Source organism: Thalassospira sp. GB04J01 (genome assembly GCF_000751115.1).
GTDB lineage: Bacteria > Pseudomonadota > Alphaproteobacteria > Rhodospirillales > Thalassospiraceae > Thalassospira > Thalassospira lucentensis.
The window spans coordinates 376,385-395,019 of sequence record NZ_CCDX020000012.1; the positions used below are offsets into that span (position 1 = coordinate 376,385).

19 protein-coding genes are annotated in these 18,635 nt (G+C 53.8%); 16 read left to right on the forward strand and 3 right to left on the reverse strand.

Going from position 1 to position 18,635, the window contains the following annotated elements; translation table 11 throughout:
- Positions 1-19 precede the first annotated feature (19 nt).
- The 5 genes from AMM48_RS13000 (at position 20) to AMM48_RS13020 (ending at position 4,157) form a co-directional block, all read left to right on the forward strand.
- A complete protein-coding gene (locus AMM48_RS13000) occupies positions 20-826 on the forward strand; it encodes a methyltransferase domain-containing protein (RefSeq protein WP_102784386.1) in 807 nt (268 codons plus the stop codon).
- Between the two features lie 39 nt (positions 827-865).
- Positions 866-1,711, forward strand: coding sequence for an alpha/beta hydrolase (locus AMM48_RS13005; RefSeq protein ID WP_101303084.1), 846 nt, complete (start codon positions 866-868; stop codon positions 1,709-1,711).
- Positions 1,712-1,929: 218 nt separating this feature from the next.
- On the forward strand, positions 1,930-2,604 hold the full coding sequence (locus AMM48_RS13010; RefSeq protein WP_102784387.1) for a hypothetical protein: 675 nt from the start codon (positions 1,930-1,932) through the stop codon (positions 2,602-2,604).
- A gap of 110 nt (positions 2,605-2,714) precedes the next feature.
- Positions 2,715-3,701 (forward strand): squalene/phytoene synthase family protein, encoded by a 987-nt coding sequence (locus tag AMM48_RS13015; RefSeq protein WP_102784388.1) that lies wholly within the window; start codon positions 2,715-2,717, stop codon positions 3,699-3,701.
- A gap of 210 nt (positions 3,702-3,911) precedes the next feature.
- Positions 3,912-4,157 carry a hypothetical protein gene (locus AMM48_RS13020; protein ID WP_101303089.1) on the forward strand — a complete coding sequence of 82 codons (246 nt, stop codon included), beginning with the start codon at positions 3,912-3,914 and terminating at the stop codon, positions 4,155-4,157.
- Between the two features lie 148 nt (positions 4,158-4,305).
- Here the strand turns inward: AMM48_RS13020 and AMM48_RS13025 are convergent, their stop codons facing one another.
- From AMM48_RS13025 to AMM48_RS13035, 3 genes are all read right to left on the reverse strand, one after another.
- Positions 4,306-5,499: a phosphoglycerate kinase gene (locus AMM48_RS13025; protein ID WP_102784389.1), complete on the reverse strand. Its 1,194-nt coding sequence runs from the start codon at positions 5,497-5,499 to the stop codon at positions 4,306-4,308.
- Between the two features lie 190 nt (positions 5,500-5,689).
- Complete coding sequence (gene dapF, locus AMM48_RS13030) at positions 5,690-6,535, reverse strand: diaminopimelate epimerase (protein WP_102784390.1); 846 nt, start codon at positions 6,533-6,535, stop codon at positions 5,690-5,692.
- Positions 6,536-6,610: 75 nt separating this feature from the next.
- A complete protein-coding gene (locus AMM48_RS13035) occupies positions 6,611-7,120 on the reverse strand; it encodes a hypothetical protein (RefSeq protein WP_244271225.1) in 510 nt (169 codons plus the stop codon).
- Positions 7,121-7,539: 419 nt separating this feature from the next.
- Between AMM48_RS13035 and ccoN the strand changes: the two genes are divergently transcribed.
- From ccoN to panC, 11 genes are all read left to right on the forward strand, one after another.
- The gene (gene ccoN / locus AMM48_RS13040) at positions 7,540-8,997 is read left to right on the forward strand and encodes a cytochrome-c oxidase, cbb3-type subunit I (RefSeq protein ID WP_022731639.1); all 1,458 of its coding nucleotides are present in this window, start codon (positions 7,540-7,542) and stop codon (positions 8,995-8,997) included.
- A 12-nt stretch (positions 8,998-9,009) separates the two neighbouring features.
- The gene (gene ccoO / locus AMM48_RS13045) at positions 9,010-9,741 is read left to right on the forward strand and encodes a cytochrome-c oxidase, cbb3-type subunit II (RefSeq protein WP_022731640.1); all 732 of its coding nucleotides are present in this window, start codon (positions 9,010-9,012) and stop codon (positions 9,739-9,741) included.
- A 14-nt stretch (positions 9,742-9,755) separates the two neighbouring features.
- Positions 9,756-9,917 carry a cbb3-type cytochrome c oxidase subunit 3 gene (locus AMM48_RS13050; RefSeq protein ID WP_022731641.1) on the forward strand — a complete coding sequence of 54 codons (162 nt, stop codon included), beginning with the start codon at positions 9,756-9,758 and terminating at the stop codon, positions 9,915-9,917.
- A 15-nt stretch (positions 9,918-9,932) separates the two neighbouring features.
- Entirely contained in the window at positions 9,933-10,805 is an 873-nt protein-coding gene (gene ccoP, locus AMM48_RS13055; RefSeq protein ID WP_101303099.1) for a cytochrome-c oxidase, cbb3-type subunit III, read from the forward strand.
- A gap of 242 nt (positions 10,806-11,047) precedes the next feature.
- A complete protein-coding gene (ccoG, locus tag AMM48_RS13060; protein ID WP_102784391.1) occupies positions 11,048-12,541 on the forward strand; it encodes a cytochrome c oxidase accessory protein CcoG in 1,494 nt (497 codons plus the stop codon).
- 36 nt (positions 12,542-12,577) lie between these two features.
- Entirely contained in the window at positions 12,578-13,096 is a 519-nt protein-coding gene (locus tag AMM48_RS13065; RefSeq protein WP_022731644.1) for a FixH family protein, read from the forward strand.
- Positions 13,093-15,522 carry a heavy metal translocating P-type ATPase metal-binding domain-containing protein gene (locus tag AMM48_RS13070; protein WP_102784392.1) on the forward strand — a complete coding sequence of 810 codons (2,430 nt, stop codon included), beginning with the start codon at positions 13,093-13,095 and terminating at the stop codon, positions 15,520-15,522. The genes AMM48_RS13065 and AMM48_RS13070 overlap by 4 nt, the downstream gene beginning before the upstream one ends.
- Positions 15,519-15,710 (forward strand): cbb3-type cytochrome oxidase assembly protein CcoS, encoded by a 192-nt coding sequence (gene ccoS, locus AMM48_RS13075; RefSeq protein WP_102784393.1) that lies wholly within the window; start codon positions 15,519-15,521, stop codon positions 15,708-15,710. Before AMM48_RS13070 ends, ccoS begins: the two co-directional genes overlap by 4 nt.
- A 79-nt stretch (positions 15,711-15,789) precedes the next feature.
- Entirely contained in the window at positions 15,790-16,488 is a 699-nt protein-coding gene (locus AMM48_RS13080; RefSeq protein ID WP_102784394.1) for a cyclic nucleotide-binding domain-containing protein, read from the forward strand.
- A gap of 214 nt (positions 16,489-16,702) precedes the next feature.
- On the forward strand, positions 16,703-17,548 hold the full coding sequence (gene panB, locus AMM48_RS13085; RefSeq protein ID WP_022731648.1) for a 3-methyl-2-oxobutanoate hydroxymethyltransferase: 846 nt from the start codon (positions 16,703-16,705) through the stop codon (positions 17,546-17,548).
- A gap of 60 nt (positions 17,549-17,608) precedes the next feature.
- Positions 17,609-18,478: a pantoate--beta-alanine ligase gene (gene panC, locus AMM48_RS13090; protein WP_102784395.1), complete on the forward strand. Its 870-nt coding sequence runs from the start codon at positions 17,609-17,611 to the stop codon at positions 18,476-18,478.
- The last annotated feature ends 157 nt before the right edge of the window (positions 18,479-18,635 follow it).

Genomic DNA, 18,635 nt, shown 5'->3' on the forward strand with positions numbered 1-18,635 from the left:
TGCGCGTTAGGGATAGTCTATGAGCAATACACATTGGGATCCTGCCCGCTACGGTTTGTTTGGCAATGAACGCCAACGACCGGCCATCGACCTGATTGCCCGCTTACCCAAAGCGGCCGACGGATTTTCACCGCGTCACATCGTTGATCTGGGCTGCGGCCCGGGCAATGTCACCGCATTGCTGGCGGCGGCTTATCCGGGCACCGCGACCGATGACGTTAAAATTGTCGGTGTCGATTCATCTGATGAAATGATCGACACCGCGCAAAAGCGCGACGAAAACATCGACTGGCAAAAGGGTGATATCGCCAGTTGGGAACCAGAAGAGAAAGTCGACCTTCTGTTTTCCAATGCCGCCCTTCATTGGGTGCCTGACCATTCAAAACTGTTTCCACGTCTTTTAAGTTTCGTGCGCCCCGGTGGGTTGCTGGCTATTCAGGTCCCCAATAATTTCCTTGCTCCCAGCCACCAATTGATCGGCGAAGCCGGTCTTGATTGGCCCAAGGAAGTGGCCAAGGCCATGCATGCCGCACGCATCATGCGCCCCGGCGACTATTTTGATGCGATGGCACCGGAATGTGACGACATTGATCTTTGGCAAACCCAATATTGCCATGTGCTGACCGGCGAGGACCCGGTGCACAACTGGGTCAGCTCAACCACACTGCGTCCGGTTATGGCGGCCCTGCCCGATGACGAAGCCCGCGCAAAATTTACCGAAAAATACAAGGCACGGCTGTCTCAGGTTTATCCCCCGCGCGACGATGGCCGCACCCTTTTTCCATTCAACCGGCTTTTCATGATTGCGCGCAAACGCACGGCATAAAGCCGACCATAACGCCCAACTTATGACAGGAACATTCCCATGGCTGACTTTCGCGAACATTTCGTCAAAGCTTGCGGCTATGAAATGCATGTCCGAAGCTGGGGCGATCCGTCCAAACGCCCCCTGATCATGAGCCACGGCCTTGCCCGTCTGGCAGATGATTTCGATCATGTCGCACCGCATTTTACCGATCAGTATTACGTGCTGTGCCCAACCATGATCGGACGGGGCTTTTCAAGCTGGGCAAAGAACCCCGATCAGGAATATACCGTCCCGTTTTATGTCGCCCAGACGTTTGAGATGCTTGATCATTTCAATGTCGATACGTGCGACTGGATTGGCACATCAATGGGTGGGTTGATTGGACTTTATGCCACCGCCGAAGTCGCCGGGCGCATTGAAAAGCTGGTTCTCAATGATATCGGCCCCGAACTGGATCAAGGTGCCGTTGACCGTATTAAATCCTACGTTGGTGCTGCACCGGAATTTGAAACAATCGACGAGGTCGAAAAGATCGTTCGGATGATCTATGCCCCATTCGGGGTCAAAGATGATGCAACTTGGTCGTTTTTGGCATCGCGTTCAGTTCGGCGTCTGCCCAATGGTAATTTCATGATGCATTACGATCCCGAAGTCATGCGCGTTTTTGCCGAACATATTGATTCTTTTGATGCATGGGACGTTTTTGATGCGCTTCCCTGCCCCGTTATGCTGATCAGCGGTGAACAATCCGACCTGATACCGCGTCGCATCGTCGACAAGATGAAACAAAAAAAACCACAAATGCCGATTTTCGCAGTAGCGAACTGCGGGCACGCTCCCCATTTGAATGACAGAGCACAAATAAACGCAATCAGGGCATTTTTGACCGGCCAATCGCAATAGGCATTCCCAAACGAATGCCGCACCATACAAAACCCGGCCCAAATAGCCTGATGCCTGACTGTTCGCGAAACGTTGAGCCAAAATAATTAACGCCGCGAACAGATACATCGTTGGTATGGGACCGACACCGATCTTGCCCAAGTTGGCCAGCGTACAGGCTTTGTCCTGAGCCTCGCGTCGAATGTTGTGCTGTTTCTTACTGCTTGGGAACAAGCCGCATGACGAATCCGCATTTGTCGATCAACTGGCTGCTTGCAGCACCGCTGGCCACCGTATTCGGATTTGGCCCGCTGGATGCTGCCTATGCGCAATCAACGGCGACATCAACCATGACTGATGCACCCTCGTCGTCATCATCCTACCTTGTGCCGGGTGGCAATCTTATGTCAGGCATTTTACCCCCGGCTGGCCATAACAGTTTGGGGCGCTATATCTCCGGCCGCACAACATATGGCATCCAAATAAGCCCCGATGACACCAACAACACTGATGACGCCGGACAGGTCTGGCTTGAACTTAACGGGCAGACCACCGACAGAAACGGTATGAGTGCGCAAGTTGGCCTTGGCTATGCCCCAACCCCGGATGTCGGCATTGCCGTCGGACCCTTTGTCGATCTCAGCGGTTCAAGGTCGGATAATTTCGGTGCTTATGAAGCCGGAAGCTATGAGCATCAAACGCGCTCATCGCGTATTATGCTCTCGGATGGCAGCAGCGGTTTTGATGATGCCGGGTTTGCTGCATCCTTATCCTTCATGCCGCTTGAAGACATCTGGATCGGGCTGCACGGCAGCGTATCGCACAGCCTGACACCTTCCCAAACGCATCAAGGCATGCTTGATGGCATTGATGCCATGCTGGGCCTGACCGCACGCTACCGGATCGAGTTTTGATCCATCTTGGCCGTTGTATCTTTTGGCCGATCAACCATCAAATACCTTGTTGCGTCACCTTGCTGTCCTGTATGACTCTTGGCAGGAAACACAGGGACATATAAACGCGCATGAGCACTCCGCACCAGCCCGAACAAGTCATCCTTGGCGCACCATTTGACGCCTGCAATGCGCTTGCTTCGGCCAAGAATGCCAATCTTTATCGCGCTGCCATGCGGCTTAGCCCGGAACGCCAGCGGTTCTTTTTGGCAAGTTACGCCTCCATGCGGGTGATTGACGATATTGTCGACGACGGTTTTCTCGAACTGCCAGACACCGAACGTCAACTCGACCGTGAAAACGTCCTTGCGACCCTTGATAACTGGCAAGCACAGATTGTTGCATCCAAGGCTGACAAGCCCAATCCCCTGCCCGAAACCGGCCCTCTTGATGAAAATGTCTATGACGCCTTACGTCAAACACTGGGACGCAGCGATCTTGCAACCGATCCATGGATCGAACTTGCCGACGCCTTGCGCCGCGATATTGCCGAAGACCCGATGGATGAATGGGACGATTTCATTTCCTATTGCGAGGGTGCGACTGCCGCACCGGCATCGATTTTCGTTTATCTGCTGTCGGCACGGTATGATGAGGCAATTGGCTATACGTCGCCGCTGACGAACGCACCGCTGTATCATGCGCGCGACATGGCGATTTTCTGCTACATCATCCATATCCTGCGCGACCTTCCCGAAGACATCAAAGGCCCCGACCGCCTCGTCACCATCCCGTCCGAAGTTTTGATTGCAGCCGATATTACAATTGGCGAAATTCGCAACGCTATCGGTCAGGGCCGGTATAGCGATCTTAATCTTCTGGGCTCGATCCTGATGGAACATGCTTGGGAACATTTTGAAACCGGTCAGGCCCGCTCTGGCGAATTGCTGTCCGTTCTTGATGCTGACGAAGCCGACACCCTATCGCGCCTTTTTACGGTTTATATCGAACTGGGTGGGGCGATGATGGAAAATGGATATGCTGCGTTTCTGTCGGACCGCGACGAGATCATGCAAATCACAGCCCAAAGCAGCCTGCCGGACGTTAACGAACAATAAGACCGGCTTTTGGCTCGAATGAACAAAGAGGCTCGACCTTCGAGCAAACCTCAACCATGATGTTTTTCGCCACAATTTAGCAAAATAACGGCCGCAACGAATTTGACTTTGCCCAACTCGTCCCAAATGTCGGAAACCAGATTAAAAGAGCCAAAACTCACGAAAAGACTTCCCTGCGGCCTCTCTCTCGTTCGCAAAAGAGGTTAATTGATGTTTCCGTTGCTAAAAAAGGTGGAATCCTGGATCCGCAACCAATGGGTAGATGCTGCTGTTGGCTTCATATTACTGTTCACCGCCCTGAATGATACCGGCGACACACTTTTTGATGATGTCATGTCTGGAAATGTTGGCACATCACATGGCGTGCTTGTTTTAGGGCTGGCCCACATCATTCGATCGGTCCCGCCAGTTTTGCGGAGCATCGGCCTCATTTTCTATCAAGAAAAAGCTGAGTGACCACGGCAAACAAGCCGGAATGCTCCTCATCAAATTGTTTGCCCCGACTCTGCGTCTATTGAGCAATGCTGCGACATTTCGGGATACAAAAGAAAACCCCGCCAATTTGGCGGGGTTTGTCATTTTAACGTTCTGTGGTGCGACAGGATTAACCGCGCAGGGCCGCAACACCCGGAAGAACCTTGCCTTCCAGCCACTCAAGGAAAGCACCACCCGCGGTCGAGACATAGGAAAATGCCTGATCAGAATTGGCATGGCGCAGGGCAGCGACCGTATCACCACCGCCAGCAACCGAAAGAAGTTTGCCTTCCTTGGTCAGTTTGGCTGCATGCTGTGCAACCGAAACGGTTGCCGTGTCAAACGGGGTGATTTCAAACGCACCCAGAGGCCCGTTCCACACCAGTGTTTCGCACGATTCCAGTCGTTTATTAAGGTCTTTGATCGTTTTTGGACCGGCATCAAGGATCATACCGTCATCCGCAACATCATTGATGTCGGAAACATCATGCGGCGCATTGGCAGCAAATTCCTTGGCCACCAGACCATCGACCGGCAACACAATCTCGCAATTGGCGGCTTCGGCCTTTTTGAAAATTTCGCGTGCTGTTTCAAGAAGATCATGCTCGCACAGCGATTTACCAACATTGACACCCTTGGCGGCCAAGAACGTATTGGCCATGCCGCCGCCAATGACAAGCTGATCAACCTTGGCAACCAGATTGCCCAAAAGATCAAGTTTGGTCGAAATCTTGGCACCACCAACAATCGCCATCACCGGATGTTTCGGTGCTTCAAGCGCCTCGCTCAAGGCTTCGAGTTCGACCTGCATCAAACGACCTGCATAAGACGGCAACGCGCGTGCCAGTCCCTCGGTTGAAGCATGTGCACGGTGCGCGCATGAAAAGGCATCATTGACATAAATATCGCCAAGCTTGGCCAGTTCGGCGGCAAATGCCGGATCGTTTTTTTCTTCTTCTGCGTGATAGCGCAGATTTTCCAAAAGGGCGATCTCACCGTTTTCAAGACTGTTCACAACACCTGCTGCCGTATCACCAATGCAATCATCGGCAAACTTCACAGGACGACCAAGCTGTTTGGCAAGTGCCTCTGCGACCGGTTTAAGTGACATTTCCGGCACACGTGCACCTTTCGGACGGCCAAAATGGGTGATTACAACCAGTTTCGCACCGGCATCGGCCAATTCGATCAGTCCGGGAACGGTTCGGTCGATACGGGTCGTATCCCCGACAACACCGTCTTTCATCGGGACGTTAAGATCAGCGCGCAGCAAAACGCGCTTGCCAGCGACATTGACACCGTCAAGCGTATTGAAGTCAGCCATTATCTGAACCTGCTTTTGAGTTTTACAAAAGACGGGATGGGGGATGTCCCGACATGGATTGGACCAAATCCTGATGCGCCCTGTTTTGCCCGATCAGCACAACCGACGCAAGGCCAGATGGGGTCCGTAAGAATACCTGTCAAAAAAAACCGGCCTTCTCAATTCGTGTGGACCGGTTATCGAAACCTGATCAGTGATGGGCCAAAAGCGACGCATGTACAAAGCCCGAAAAACTGGTCGCAACCGGCCCGGTCATCAAAACATGATCATCGGGCAGCCATTCGATGGTTAAATTGCCGCCATCCAGAATGATTTCGGTTTTGCGCCCGGTCAGTCCACGGCGTGCCGCAGCAACACCGGCGGCACAGGCACCTGTGCCGCAGGCGCGTGTCACACCGACACCACGTTCCCATACCCGCATGCGCAACTGGTTTTCACCAATGATGCTGCATACTTCGATGTTGGCCCGTTCCGGGAACATTTCATGATGCTCAAGAACCGGACCAAGCTTTTCAATATCAACCGCCTCGGCATCATCGACAAAGAAAACAGCGTGCGGATTACCAACATTTACCCCAACCGGGTCCGAAAGCGGCCCCAGCGACAGCGGAATATGGTTGCTATCAACCGCACTGCCCAGCGGAATATCGCGCCAGTCCAGTTTGACCTGTCCCATATCAACCGTGATCTGCCCATCTGCCAAACCATTGGCATCGAGCAACCCAACCACGGTTTCGATGATCACGTCTTTGCGGCCAAGTTCACCCATCACAATATTGGCGACACAGCGCGCCGCATTGCCACAGGCCTCGACCTCGCCACCATCATTGTTACGGATGCGCATGAACGCATCGGCCAACTCGTCACGGGCGGGCTCAATGACAATCAACTGATCACAGCCGACACCGGTTTTACGATCCGCGATACGGGCAGCGGTTGCGTGATCAAGATCAAGCACAGCGGGATCACGTCGTCCGTCAAAGACAACGAAATCATTTCCAAGACCATGCATTTTGACAAAAGGAATACCATTCATACCTGCCTTATAATCATGATTTCACCCTGCGTCCACATGCGGCTTATCACGACATATAAGCGCCCCACCTGTTGGTCAGGCTGAGATTGCAGGCTTGAAAGGTGTCGCTGGTGCGCAATAGCGTACTTTGCGCGGTGTGAAACCGGCCGCCTTGAAATAATCGCGTTGGCGTTGGTCCATTTCACCAAGCGAGACATAAACATTCCCACATTGATGTTCTCCCGCCAGCCGGGTCATGGCTTCGCGCATGGCATCAAGCACATAGGGCCGCGAAACAATTTCCACCGTCATCACATTATCAAGATGAAGAACACGACCATCGGCCATGTCATCATGCACCTGATAGGAAAACAGCCCGTGGATATACCCACGCTCGTTAGCAACCACGATAATACCGCGCGACCGCAGCCAAAGAATGTCTTCGCATCCCTCGCCGGGCACGATCTCGGACGTGGGTGAACAACATTCGGCGACGAATTCACACCACCGATCAAACGTCAGATCAGCCTGCAACATCTGCACCAGCGGATACGTCATGTCGGCTGTGTGCGATGTAAGGGGACGTGCGTAATATGTTGCTGCCATGGCCCTAATCCTTGGGAATTTTCCCGATCATGGCGCAAATAATTCGGCCCAACCTTGATGTGCATCAACACCTTTGCCCGGCCAACCGCGCATAAACACTCTCAGCACTGAAGAGTCCTTAAATATGCAGGCCCATATTTTCTTATGATTGAGTAGCAGGAAGGTTTTACGCGCACTCATTGATGCACATCAATGGCGTGACCATCACAATCCCGCATAATCGCTCAAGACTTAAGAAAACCTCGCCTGTGACGATGTCGCCCATCCGGGACGACACCGTATGGGTGGGGCTTTTGGTGCAGGGGAATGGCAGCTTGTAAGCAGCATGCCGTTCACCGGGACAGATTGGAACCGGCCAGCCAAGGGTTGACCAGTTCCCCGAATACCTTGAACGGGAGTCGAGCATGAGCCAGGGGAGCATGGCACAGACAGCACCATCATCTGTTGCTGTTAATTACAATATGGACGTTGTGCGCTGGGGCGCACTGGCGACCGTATTTTGGGGTGTGATTGGTTTTTTGGTGGGCGATGTTCTCGCCTGGCAATTGGCGTTTCCGGCCCTTAACTTCGATATAGAATATCTCAACTTCGGGCGTTTGCGCCCGTTGCACACGTCTGCGGTGATTTTTGCCTTTGGCGGCAATGCGCTGTTGGCGACGTCATTCTATGTGGTGCAGCGGACCTGCCGCGCCTCGCTTTATGGCGGAAAGGCGCTTCCGGCATTTGTATTCTGGGGATATCAGCTTTTTATCGTCATGGCTGCAATCGGCTATGTCACGGGCGTTACTCAGGGTCGTGAATATGCTGAACCAGAATGGTTTGTCGATCTTTGGCTGACCATAGTTTGGGTGTGCTATCTGGCTGTGTTTGTCGGCACGCTTCTCAAACGTCGCGAGCCGCATATTTATGTCGCGAACTGGTTCTATCTGGCGTTCATCGTCACGATTGCGATGCTCCATCTGGGCAACAACCTTGCAATCCCGGTTTCGCTGTTTGGCACCAAATCCTATTCGATGTTCTCTGGCGTTCAGGATGCACTGACCCAGTGGTGGTACGGCCATAACGCGGTTGGTTTCTTCCTGACGGCTGGCTTCCTTGGCATGATGTATTACTTCATCCCCAAACGTGCCGAACGTCCGGTCTATTCATACCGTCTGTCGATCATTCACTTCTGGGCGCTGATCTTCCTCTATATCTGGGCTGGTCCGCATCACTTGCATTACACCGCCCTTCCTGACTGGGCGCAGACCCTTGGCATGACCTTCTCGATCATGCTGTGGATGCCGTCCTGGGGCGGGATGATCAACGGGTTGATGACCCTGTCTGGGGCTTGGGACAAACTGCGCACTGATCCGGTCTTGCGGTTCATGGTGGCAGCTGTTGGTTTCTATGGCATGTCGACCTTCGAAGGTCCGGTCATGTCGATCAAGGCGGTTAACGGTCTTTCGCATTATACCGACTGGACCATTGGTCACGTGCATTCCGGCGCACTTGGCTGGGTCGCATTCGTATCCTTCGGGGCGATCTACCATCTGATCCCGGTCCTTTGGAACCGTGAACGCCTTTACTCCATGCGTCTTGTGTCGCATCACTTCTGGCTCGGCACCATTGGCATCGTTCTTTACATCACCTCGATGTGGGTATCGGGGATCATGCAGGGTCTGATGTGGCGTGCCTACGATGAACTTGGTTTCCTTCAGTATTCCTTCATCGAAACGGTCGAGGCAATGCATCCCTATTACATCATTCGTGCAACCGGTGGGCTGCTGTTCCTGCTCGGCTCGTTCCTGATGGTCTGGAACGTTTACAAAACGATCCGTGGCGATCTGCGCAACGAAGCACCGATTGGCACACCCGCAACCGTTGCGGCCGAATAAGGGGGACGAAACATGCTTCTTAAAAAACACCATATTGTTGAAAAGAACGTCTTCGTTCTGATCCTTGGCATTTTCCTGACCATCATCATTGGCGGCATTGTCGAAATTGTGCCGCTGTTTACGATGGAACAGACCATTGAAAAGGTCGAAGGGGTGCGACCCTATTCGCCACTCGAACAGGCGGGTCGCAACATCTATCTCCGCGAAGGATGCTACAATTGCCATTCCCAGCAGATCCGTCCGTTCCGTGACGAGGTCGAACGCTATGGCCATTACAGCCTTGCGGCTGAATCGATGTATGACCATCCGTTCCAGTGGGGGTCAAAACGAACCGGTCCCGATCTGGCACGTGTCGGTGCGAAATATTCCAATGCCTGGCATGTCGCCCATATGACCGATCCGCGTTCTGTGGTTCCTGAATCGATCATGCCGGGCTACCCGTTCCTTGCGAACCGTGCTTTGGAATTCGATGACGCCAAGGCGCACCTCGAAACGCTCAAAATGGTTGGGGTTCCCTATACCGACGAGATGATCGAGGCCGCCAAGGCAGACCTTTACCTGCAAGCAAGCGAGGACGCCGCCTATGACGACGATTTCCTTGCACGCTATCCGAAGGCGGCGACGGGTGATTTTGACGGCAATCCGCAAAAACTGACCGAGATGGATGCGCTGATTGCGTATCTGCAAGTGTTGGGCCGGATGGTCGACTTTACCACTTACAACCCGCAAATGAACCTGCGCTAGGAGGAGGGAAAGTCATGGAATTCTTTACGCAACTTGCTGACTTTTTCCGCCCTCTCTGGGGTTTGTGGCTGATGCTGCTGTTTAGCGCGATTATTGCCTGGGTCATGTGGCCAAGCAAAAAACGCAACAAAGACATGGAAGCGCATGCCCAGATTCCCTTGCGGGATCAGGATTAAGGGGAGAACAGAGCAATGCCGACAAACGTCGAAAAAGACCAAGTATCCGGGCGTGAAACAACCGGCCACGAATGGGATGGCATCAAGGAGCTGAATACGCCCCTGCCATCCTGGTGGGTTTACGTTTTCTGGGTCACCATCATCTGGTCTGTTGGCTATTGGGTTGTTTACCCATCATGGCCAACCGCGACCGACTATCTCAAGGGGACGTTTGGCACGACCAACCGCACCCAACTGCACGAAACCATGGCCAATGTTGCTGCCGAACGCGCCCCTTACATGGAACGTCTGGCTGCACTTGATGTCAGTGAAGTTGTCAACGATCCGGAACTTCTGAATTTCTCGATGGCCGGGGGCAAGGCGATCTTTGCTGATAACTGTGCGCCCTGTCATGGCACCGGTGGATCGGGTAATCCCGGTTTCCCGTCGCTTCAGGATGATGCATGGCTTTGGGGTGGTTCGCTTGATGCGATCAATGAAACGCTTCATGTCGGCATTCGCTGGGATGCAAACGAAGATACCCGCCTTAACGACATGCCTGCCTTTGGTCGTGATGGGTTGCTTGAACGCGAAGACATCAGCGATGTCGTGCAGTTTGTCATGGGCTATTCCAATCGGGCAACCGACGGGGATGCTGCCCAGCGTGGCGCGATTGTTTTTGAAGAAAACTGTGCTGCCTGTCATGGCGACAACGGCAAAGGCATTCAGGAACTCGGCGCACCAAATCTGACCGACGCCATCTGGCTATATGGCGGCGATCAGGCAACATTGACCGACACCGTGACAAATTCCAGGCGCGGTGTGATGCCTGCCTGGGGCGACCGACTGGACGAAGAAACCATCAAAATGCTGACCGTTTATGTCCACTCCCTTGGGGGTGGTCAGTAAGGCCCAAGCAAATAGAAAGCCCGTCGCCCCGTCACGTAAATGATCCTGTCAGCAATTGACATGCATCATGGTGACAGCGGCGGGCTTTTTGTACTTTCAGTCTAAGATTTGAATAATTCGAGCCTGCCCCACAAAGCTGTCAGACACATCAAATGTTATGGCAGCGCCGCCGCAGAACCCGGCTGGTGGTTCCACCACAGAGAGCTGTCGAAGTTGTGCGGCGTAAAATTCAGGTAGCGAACATGGCCATGTCCGATTTGCAGCATCCCGACCCCAACACGATCGCCGCCGATGGTGAAGATGATCGTGACCAACCGCTTTATAAAACCCGCGACAAGGTCTACCCCAAACGTGTTTCCGGGTATTTTCGAAACCTCAAATGGTTTGCCCTGATTGCCCTTTTGGCAATCTATTGGGTTGTACCGTGGCTACGCTGGGATCGCGGGCCAACCGCCCCCGATCAGGTGGTTTTGATCGATATGGATATGGGGCGCGCTTATTTCTTCTTTATCGAAATCTGGCCCCAGGAAGTCTATTACATAACCGGGCTTTTGATCCTGGCCGCCATCGGACTGTTTTTGGCAACGTCACTGTTTGGTCGCATCTGGTGCGGCTATGGCTGCCCGCAAACAGTGTGGACCGATCTTTTCATGCTGGTCGAACGCCATATCCAAGGCGACCGCAATGCGCGTGTGCGTCTTGATAAATCAAAATGGACATTGGAAAAAATCTGGAAGATCGGCGCCACGCATTTGGCCTGGGTCGGCATTGCCATGGCAACCGGCGGCGCGTTTGTGTTGTATTTCAACGATGCGCCAACGGTTATCGTCGATGTATTCACCGGCAATGCGTCTCTTGCGGTTTATGTCACCATCGCATCACTGACTTTTTCAACCTATCTTCTCGCCGGATGGGGTCGCGAGCAGGTCTGCACCTATATGTGCCCGTGGCCACGGTTCCAGTCTGCGATGCTTGATGATGAAAGCCTGATCGTCACCTACGAAGACTGGCGCGGCGAAACACGCGGCCCGATCAAGCGCAAAAACCTTGTGCGCGGCGAAGTCCCCGAAACCGGGCACTGCATTGATTGTCATGCCTGTGTCAATGTCTGCCCGACCGGGATTGACATCCGCGATGGTCTGCAGATGGAATGCATTGGTTGTGGCCTGTGCATTGATGCCTGTAACGAGATGATGGACAAGGTCGGCTTCCCGCGCGATCTGGTCCGGTTTGACTCGATCCAAAACACCCAGCTTCGCGCCACGGGCAAAGCCACCCATACACGTATTGTTCGCCCCCGCACGATTTTCTATGCCGTCATTCTGACCCTTGTCGCATCGGTGATGATGTTTGGTTTGCTCAACCGTTCTGTCCTTGAGCTGAATGTCTTGCGCGATCGCAACCCGCTGTTTGTCCGTCTGTCGGACGGGGATGTACGCAACGGTTACACGATCAAGGTCCTGAACAAGGAACAGGCGACAAAAACCTATGCACTGACGGTCACGGGCATCACCCCGACACAAATGCAGGTCATCGGACTTGAACCCAATCAGGACGGTAGTTTTGATCTTGATGTAGCACCTGATCGGGTGGGTAGTTTCCGCGTCTTTATTTCCGCCGCCCCCGACAGCCTGGACGGTGATGCAACCCCGTTTGAATTCAAAGTCACCGACCGAAAAGATGCCAATTCCATAACCTATGATACAGTATTTGCCGGCCCGAAGACCGCGCATTAGTGACACACCGCGTTCTTGGGCACAGGAGATAAACCCATGGCAACACAGATGACCTCACAATCGACAAACACAAACGGCCCGCGCAAATCGGACCGCTGGATTCCGTGGTACTTTGTTGGCGGTTTCGCTGTCATGCTGATTGCCAATATCTCGCTTATTACCTTTTCCATGACCAGCTGGAACGGGCTTGTCACCAAACACGCCTTTGAAGAGGGCAATAATTACAATGCCGCCATGTCCGGTGCGGCCCGACAACAAGAACTTGGCTGGCGCAGCAAGCTATCGGTTGCAGGCGTCATAAACCAAAACGCGACCATTTCCGTACTGTTTCGTGATCGCGACTCCAATCCGATTACCGGGGCGAAAATGTCTGTCGTGCTGAACCGTTCAGACCGCGACGACCTTGATCAGACCGTACCGATGGTCGAAATCGCGCCGGGCGAATATCGCGCCAGTGCCAATTTCCCGGTTTATGGCCGCTGGCAATTGCGTACCATCGCACACGCCATGGGAGATGATTACCAAACGGTCGAGTATGTCGTCGTACAGCCATGAACCAATCTGCCACCTGTCGCCATTGCGGCGAACGCGTCACATCCATGTCCCCTGCCGCACCAGATTTTTGCTGCACGGGCTGTGAAGGTGCCTACGCGCTTTTGGGTGAGCTGGGCCTGTCGTCCTATTACAAACGTCGCGCGATTGATCCCAAAGTCAGGGCCCTTCGCCCGGATGAAGAGGATTTCAGCCATTTCGATTTCACCGACCTTGCCAGCACGGATGCCAACGGCACGCATCACCTGCATCTGATGGTGGATGGCATTCATTGTGCCGCCTGCGTCTGGTTGATTGAAACCCTTTTACAACGAAATGCTTCCGTCGTGGCGGCACGGGTCAATATGACCACACGCCGGTTGCGCCTGTCTTGGACGGGCAAGATTGAAGATGTCGATGGCTTGCTGCGTCCTGTTCTTCAAATGGGCTACCGGGTTATTCCATTTGACCCGGCCGCCCTTGAACAGGCCACCCAGTCGCGCAACAAAGAACTGCTGCGCTGTCTCGCAGTTGCCGGTTTTGCCGCCAGCAACGTCATGTTGCTGTCTGTGTCTGTCTGGGCGGGATATTTTCAAGGCATGGGCGGGGCAACCCGTGATCTGTTTCATTGGATTTCCGCCCTGATTGCCGTGCCTGCTGCGATCTATGCCGGGATGCCGTTTTATCGGTCGGCCTTGGGTGCCCTCCGCCATCGTCAGGTCAATATGGATGTGCCAATCAGTCTCGGCGTGATCCTTGCCTTGGGCATGAGCTTGGCACAAACCATCCAAAGCGCACCACACGCCTATTATGATTCGGCCATTACACTTTTGTTCTTTTTGTTGATCGGGCGTTACCTTGATGGCCGTGCCCGCGGGCAGGCCAGATCCGCTGCCGAACATCTTTTATCCCTTGGCGCGCGCTCAATCACAATCATTGAAGATAACGGCACCAGACGCCTTGTTTCGCCCGAAAAAGCAAAACCCGGCATGACCGTTCTGGTCGCGGCAGGCGAACGCATTGGCATTGACGGCGAAGTATCCGACGGCCAGTCAGATGTCGACACCAGTGTGATTACCGGTGAAAGCATCCCTGCCCAAATCAAGCCTGGCGCAACGGTTTTCGCAGGAACAACCAATATATCCGCCCCTTTACGCATCCGTGTAACGGCAACAGGCAATAGCACGCTTCTGTCTGAAATTGTCCGTCTGATGGAAAATGCCGAACAGGGCCGGGCAAAATACGTCGCGATTGCCGACCGGGTGGCCAAGGCCTATGCCCCGGTGGTCCATCTATTGTCGCTCCTCACCTTTGTTGGCTGGTGGCTTGTGGGCGGCGTTCCGTGGAATGACGCGCTGATGAATGCCATTGCGGTTTTGATCATCACCTGCCCCTGCGCACTGGCCTTGGCCGTCCCCGTGGTCCAAGTCATTGCCACGGGCCGTTTGCTCCGTGCCGGCATTCTTGTCAAATCAGCAACCGCACTGGAACGGCTGACAAAAATTACCGGGGTGATTTTCGATAAAACCGGCACACTGACCACCGGCAAACCCGAACTATATGGTCCGGCTGATCCGGATGCATTGGCCCTTGCCGCCCAAATTGCTGCCAACAGCAACCACCCGTTATCCCGTGCGCTGGTGCGCGCGGTCGGTGATGTTTCACCACTGAAAAATGTGGTTGAAAAGCCGGGGCTGGGCCTGATGGTTGAAACACTTGCCGGTGAAATTCGCCTTGGTAGTCGGTTCTTTTGCGATGTCGCCGAACAGGCCGATCTTCCCAGCGACATTTACGGGCCTGAAATCTGGATGACGCAACCGGGCCAATCCCCGATCCGCTTTGTCTTTCGCGATACCCCGCGTGCTGATGCCAGCGAGGTCATCGAACATCTGCGCAACGACGGGTTTGACATCAGCCTTCTTTCCGGCGACCGCGAACAAACGGTGCGACAATTTGCCGAACGACTTGGCATTACCAAATGGCGTGCCCGCCTGACACCAACCGACAAGGCCGCCCATATTCAAAAACGACGGGATGAGGGTATGTTTGATCTGATGGTCGGTGACGGCATCAATGATGCCCCGGCCTTGGCGGCAGCCCACGCATCAATGTCTCCCGCCAGTGCGGCCGAAATTAGTCAGAATGCAGCCGACATTGTTTTTCAGGGCGACCGTCTTAGCGCAGTGATCGAAGCCCATGATATCGCGCGTAAGGCCGACCGGCTTGTCCGGCAAAATTTCGCCATCTCCTTTACCTATAACCTGATCACCATCCCGCTTGCGGTATCGGGATTGGTCACACCGTTGATTGCGGCAATTGCCATGTCGTCGTCTTCGTTGGTGGTGATTGCCAATGCCTTGCGCCTGCACGCAAATGGCAAACAAACCCTCAATCCGTCTTACCCGCAAACCTCGCCTGCCCCTCAACACGCCGGAGCCCCAATCACATGAGCAACCTTTTACTGCTGATCCCGATTGCACTGTTTCTTGGCTTGCTTGGCTTGGGGGCGTTTCTATGGGCGCTTAAATCCGGGCAGTTCGACGATATGGAAGGGGCCGCCAATCGCATCCTCTTTGATGATGACGATGAAACCCCACCCAAAAAGAACCGTGATCAATTCACACAAGATGATAGTTAGAATAGCTTGAAACATACCTGCCTAATCGCATAGATTGTCATAGCCTGAACGTCATGCATTACGAGCAACGGAGTTTGCGATGGCAGTCCGCCCCCAACTTTGCGAAGCCTGTTCTATTAAGGACCTGACGTTCTGCTCGTCATTACATGGTGCTGAGCACGACCATTTGCGCCAAATTCTGACCCATGTTCAGTTTGACGGACATAACACTATCTTCCACGAAGCCGAAGACGCCGACTATGTGTTCAACATCACGTCGGGTTCGGTAAAACTGTACAAGCTTCTTGGCGATGGCCGCCGTCAGATCACCGGCTTTCTGTTCGCCGGTGATTTTCTGGGTCTGGCTCTCAATACAAATTACCGATACACCGCTGAGGCGGTTGAGCCGGTAACCGCGTGCCGTTTTCCGCGTCAAAAGCTTGAAAAACTGTTTGATAACTTCCCGCAACTTGAAAAACGCATGCTGGGAATGGCTGTCGATGAACTTGCGGCCGCACAGGACCAGATGCTTTTGCTCGGCCGTAAAACCGCCAAGGAAAAAGTGGCATCCTTCCTGTTGATGCTGGCACGCCGTCAGGAACATCGCGGCGAAGACAGCGACATGATCAGCGTCCCCATGAGCCGTTCAGACATTGCCGATTATCTTGGCCTGACCATTGAAACCGTGTCGCGCACCCTGACCCAGCTGCGCAAGGAAGCCACGATTTCACTAAAAGACAACCGCCATATTGAAGCCGTCGGTCGCGAGATGCTCGAAGATCTTGCCGAAGGTCTGTAATTTTACTGTGCGCTTGCAACGCAATTTGTCCAAATCGGTCAATAACCTTCGGAAAGCACGAACAAACATCGCTTAATTGCAAGCTATTGGCCGAATTGCTTATTTCGCGATTGCGAAAAAACATTTCCCGCAAATGGTCATCATATTGTAAACATGACCCCTCGCCTGACATAGATCGGGCAGCAAATTCCGGTAGGACCGGGGGAGAAACGTCATGAGTGCCACCAGCAAAAAGACGGGGCGGGTTTCCGTTCCACAACTCCGTGCCCGCAAGGGCCTTGAACCGATTGTCTGCCTGACGGCCTATACAACACCGATGGCTCAACGCCTTGATGAACATTGCGACCTGCTTTTGGTTGGCGATTCACTGGGCATGGTTGTTTATGGCATGGAAAGTACGCTTGCCGTCACCGTCGACATGATGGTCAACCATGGCAAAGCCGTTATGCGCGGATCACAAAACGCCTGCGTTGTTGTTGATCTGCCCTTTGGCAGCTATCAGGGTTCCAAGGAACAGGCGTTCCAGACCGCATCCCATATTCTGGCCGAAACCGGCTGTGCTGCGGTGAAGCTTGAAGGTGGGGCTGAAATGGCTGAAACCATCGAGTTTCTTAATGCGCGCGGCGTTCCTGTCATGGCCCATATCGGCCTGATGCCCCAACAGGTCAACACCATGGGCGGGTTTAAAAGCCAGGGACGCGGCGACGATGCCGCCCAGAAAATGATCACCGACGCCAAGGCTGTTGCCAAGGCCGGTGCCTTTTGCGTCGTCGTCGAAGGCACGGTCGAAGGCGTCGCACGCCAGATCACCGAAACCATCGATATCCCGACCATCGGCATTGGGGCATCCGTTGCCTGTGACGGTCAGGTTTTGGTGACCGAAGATATCCTTGGCCTGTTTTCCGATTTCACCCCGAAATTCGTCAAACGCTATGCCAACCTTGGGGATTCCGTGTCCGAGGCGGTTGGCAAATATGCCGAGGAAGTCCGCACCCGGAAATTCCCGTCGGATGAACATTGCTTTGGCATTGCGAAAAAAGGTAACTTGCGCGCGGTTTAAGGGTTAAACCTGCTCATATGACCGCCGCAATTTCTGGAAATTTTCGGTTCGACGATAAAGATGTCCCTTACGACTGTTCACACTGTCGCTGATCTGCGCGCGACTGTCGCCAGTTGGCGCGCCGAAGGTCTTCGTGTTGCCTTGGTCCCGACCATGGGCGCGCTTCATGACGGCCATATCAGCCTGACGAAACTGGCCCTTGAACACGCTGACCGCGTGATCGTCAGCATCTTTGTCAATCCAACCCAGTTTTCCCCGGACGAGGATTTCGGTGCCTATCCACGCACTCTTCCTGACGATCAGAAATTGCTTGATGGAGCCGGGGTCGCCTTGTGTTTTGCGCCCTCGGTTGATGAAATGTACCCTGACGGCTTTGCCACCAAGGTCCATGTCGATGGTGGCATGACCAACGTTTTATGTGGTGCGGCACGTCCGGGCCACTTTGACGGGGTTGCCCAGATCGTCACCAAGCTTTTGCTGCAAGCCTTGCCTGATTGCGCAATTTTCGGCCAGAAGGACTATCAGCAACTGATGGTCATTCGCCGGTTTAGCGCCGACCTCAACATCCCGGTCGAGATCATAGGTGCAAAAATCCTGCGCGAAAAAGACGGCTTGGCCATGTCATCGCGCAACCGATACCTGACACCCGATGAACGCGCGATTGCCCCGACACTGAACCGGGTTCTTGCCTCTATCACCGATGCGGCGGCCTCCGGCGCCGACATTGGCCCGCTTTTGGCCAAGGGACGCGAAGATATTCTGTCGGCGGGTTTTGATCCGATTGACTATCTTGAAATCCGCGATGCGCAGACACTTGACCTTGTCACGCAAACCGTCACCAAACCGGCGCGAGTCTTCGTTGCCGCCCGTCTTGGCAAGGCCCGTTTGATTGACAATCACGCGATTGAGCCTTCTCATACTGCGGGTTAAACACCCGGTTGGGCTGGCAGAATCACTGATTGGGGCGTAATTGACTCAAAAAGCGCGATGTTCTGCGCTTTTGCGCCCAATAGCGCTTGACTCCCGACAGCCGATCCCATAAACCCTGCCTACCAAAGGTCGCCCCAGAGGTGACTCCCCCAGTCCT

What these genes read in the sequence shown, in the direction of transcription:
- dapF (WP_102784390.1), bottom strand. Translation starts at nt 6,535, where the DNA reads ATGAATGGTATTCCTTTTGTCAAAATGCATGGTCTTGGAAATGATTTC.
- AMM48_RS13000 (WP_102784386.1), top strand. Translation starts at nt 20, where the DNA reads ATGAGCAATACACATTGGGATCCTGCCCGCTACGGTTTGTTTGGCAAT.
- AMM48_RS13050 (WP_022731641.1), top strand. Translation starts at nt 9,756, where the DNA reads ATGGAATTCTTTACGCAACTTGCTGACTTTTTCCGCCCTCTCTGGGGT.
- panC (WP_102784395.1), top strand. Translation starts at nt 17,609, where the DNA reads ATGTCCCTTACGACTGTTCACACTGTCGCTGATCTGCGCGCGACTGTC.
- AMM48_RS13010 (WP_102784387.1), top strand. Translation starts at nt 1,930, where the DNA reads ATGACGAATCCGCATTTGTCGATCAACTGGCTGCTTGCAGCACCGCTG.
- AMM48_RS13020 (WP_101303089.1), top strand. Translation starts at nt 3,912, where the DNA reads ATGTTTCCGTTGCTAAAAAAGGTGGAATCCTGGATCCGCAACCAATGG.
- panB (WP_022731648.1), top strand. Translation starts at nt 16,703, where the DNA reads ATGAGTGCCACCAGCAAAAAGACGGGGCGGGTTTCCGTTCCACAACTC.
- AMM48_RS13015 (WP_102784388.1), top strand. Translation starts at nt 2,715, where the DNA reads ATGAGCACTCCGCACCAGCCCGAACAAGTCATCCTTGGCGCACCATTT.
- ccoN (WP_022731639.1), top strand. Translation starts at nt 7,540, where the DNA reads ATGGCACAGACAGCACCATCATCTGTTGCTGTTAATTACAATATGGAC.
- AMM48_RS13080 (WP_102784394.1), top strand. Translation starts at nt 15,790, where the DNA reads ATGGCAGTCCGCCCCCAACTTTGCGAAGCCTGTTCTATTAAGGACCTG.
- ccoS (WP_102784393.1), top strand. Translation starts at nt 15,519, where the DNA reads ATGAGCAACCTTTTACTGCTGATCCCGATTGCACTGTTTCTTGGCTTG.
- AMM48_RS13005 (WP_101303084.1), top strand. Translation starts at nt 866, where the DNA reads ATGGCTGACTTTCGCGAACATTTCGTCAAAGCTTGCGGCTATGAAATG.
- AMM48_RS13025 (WP_102784389.1), bottom strand. Translation starts at nt 5,499, where the DNA reads ATGGCTGACTTCAATACGCTTGACGGTGTCAATGTCGCTGGCAAGCGC.
- AMM48_RS13065 (WP_022731644.1), top strand. Translation starts at nt 12,578, where the DNA reads ATGGCAACACAGATGACCTCACAATCGACAAACACAAACGGCCCGCGC.
- ccoG (WP_102784391.1), top strand. Translation starts at nt 11,048, where the DNA reads ATGGCCATGTCCGATTTGCAGCATCCCGACCCCAACACGATCGCCGCC.
- ccoP (WP_101303099.1), top strand. Translation starts at nt 9,933, where the DNA reads ATGCCGACAAACGTCGAAAAAGACCAAGTATCCGGGCGTGAAACAACC.
- ccoO (WP_022731640.1), top strand. Translation starts at nt 9,010, where the DNA reads ATGCTTCTTAAAAAACACCATATTGTTGAAAAGAACGTCTTCGTTCTG.
- AMM48_RS13035 (WP_244271225.1), bottom strand. Translation starts at nt 7,120, where the DNA reads ATGGCAGCAACATATTACGCACGTCCCCTTACATCGCACACAGCCGAC.
- AMM48_RS13070 (WP_102784392.1), top strand. Translation starts at nt 13,093, where the DNA reads ATGAACCAATCTGCCACCTGTCGCCATTGCGGCGAACGCGTCACATCC.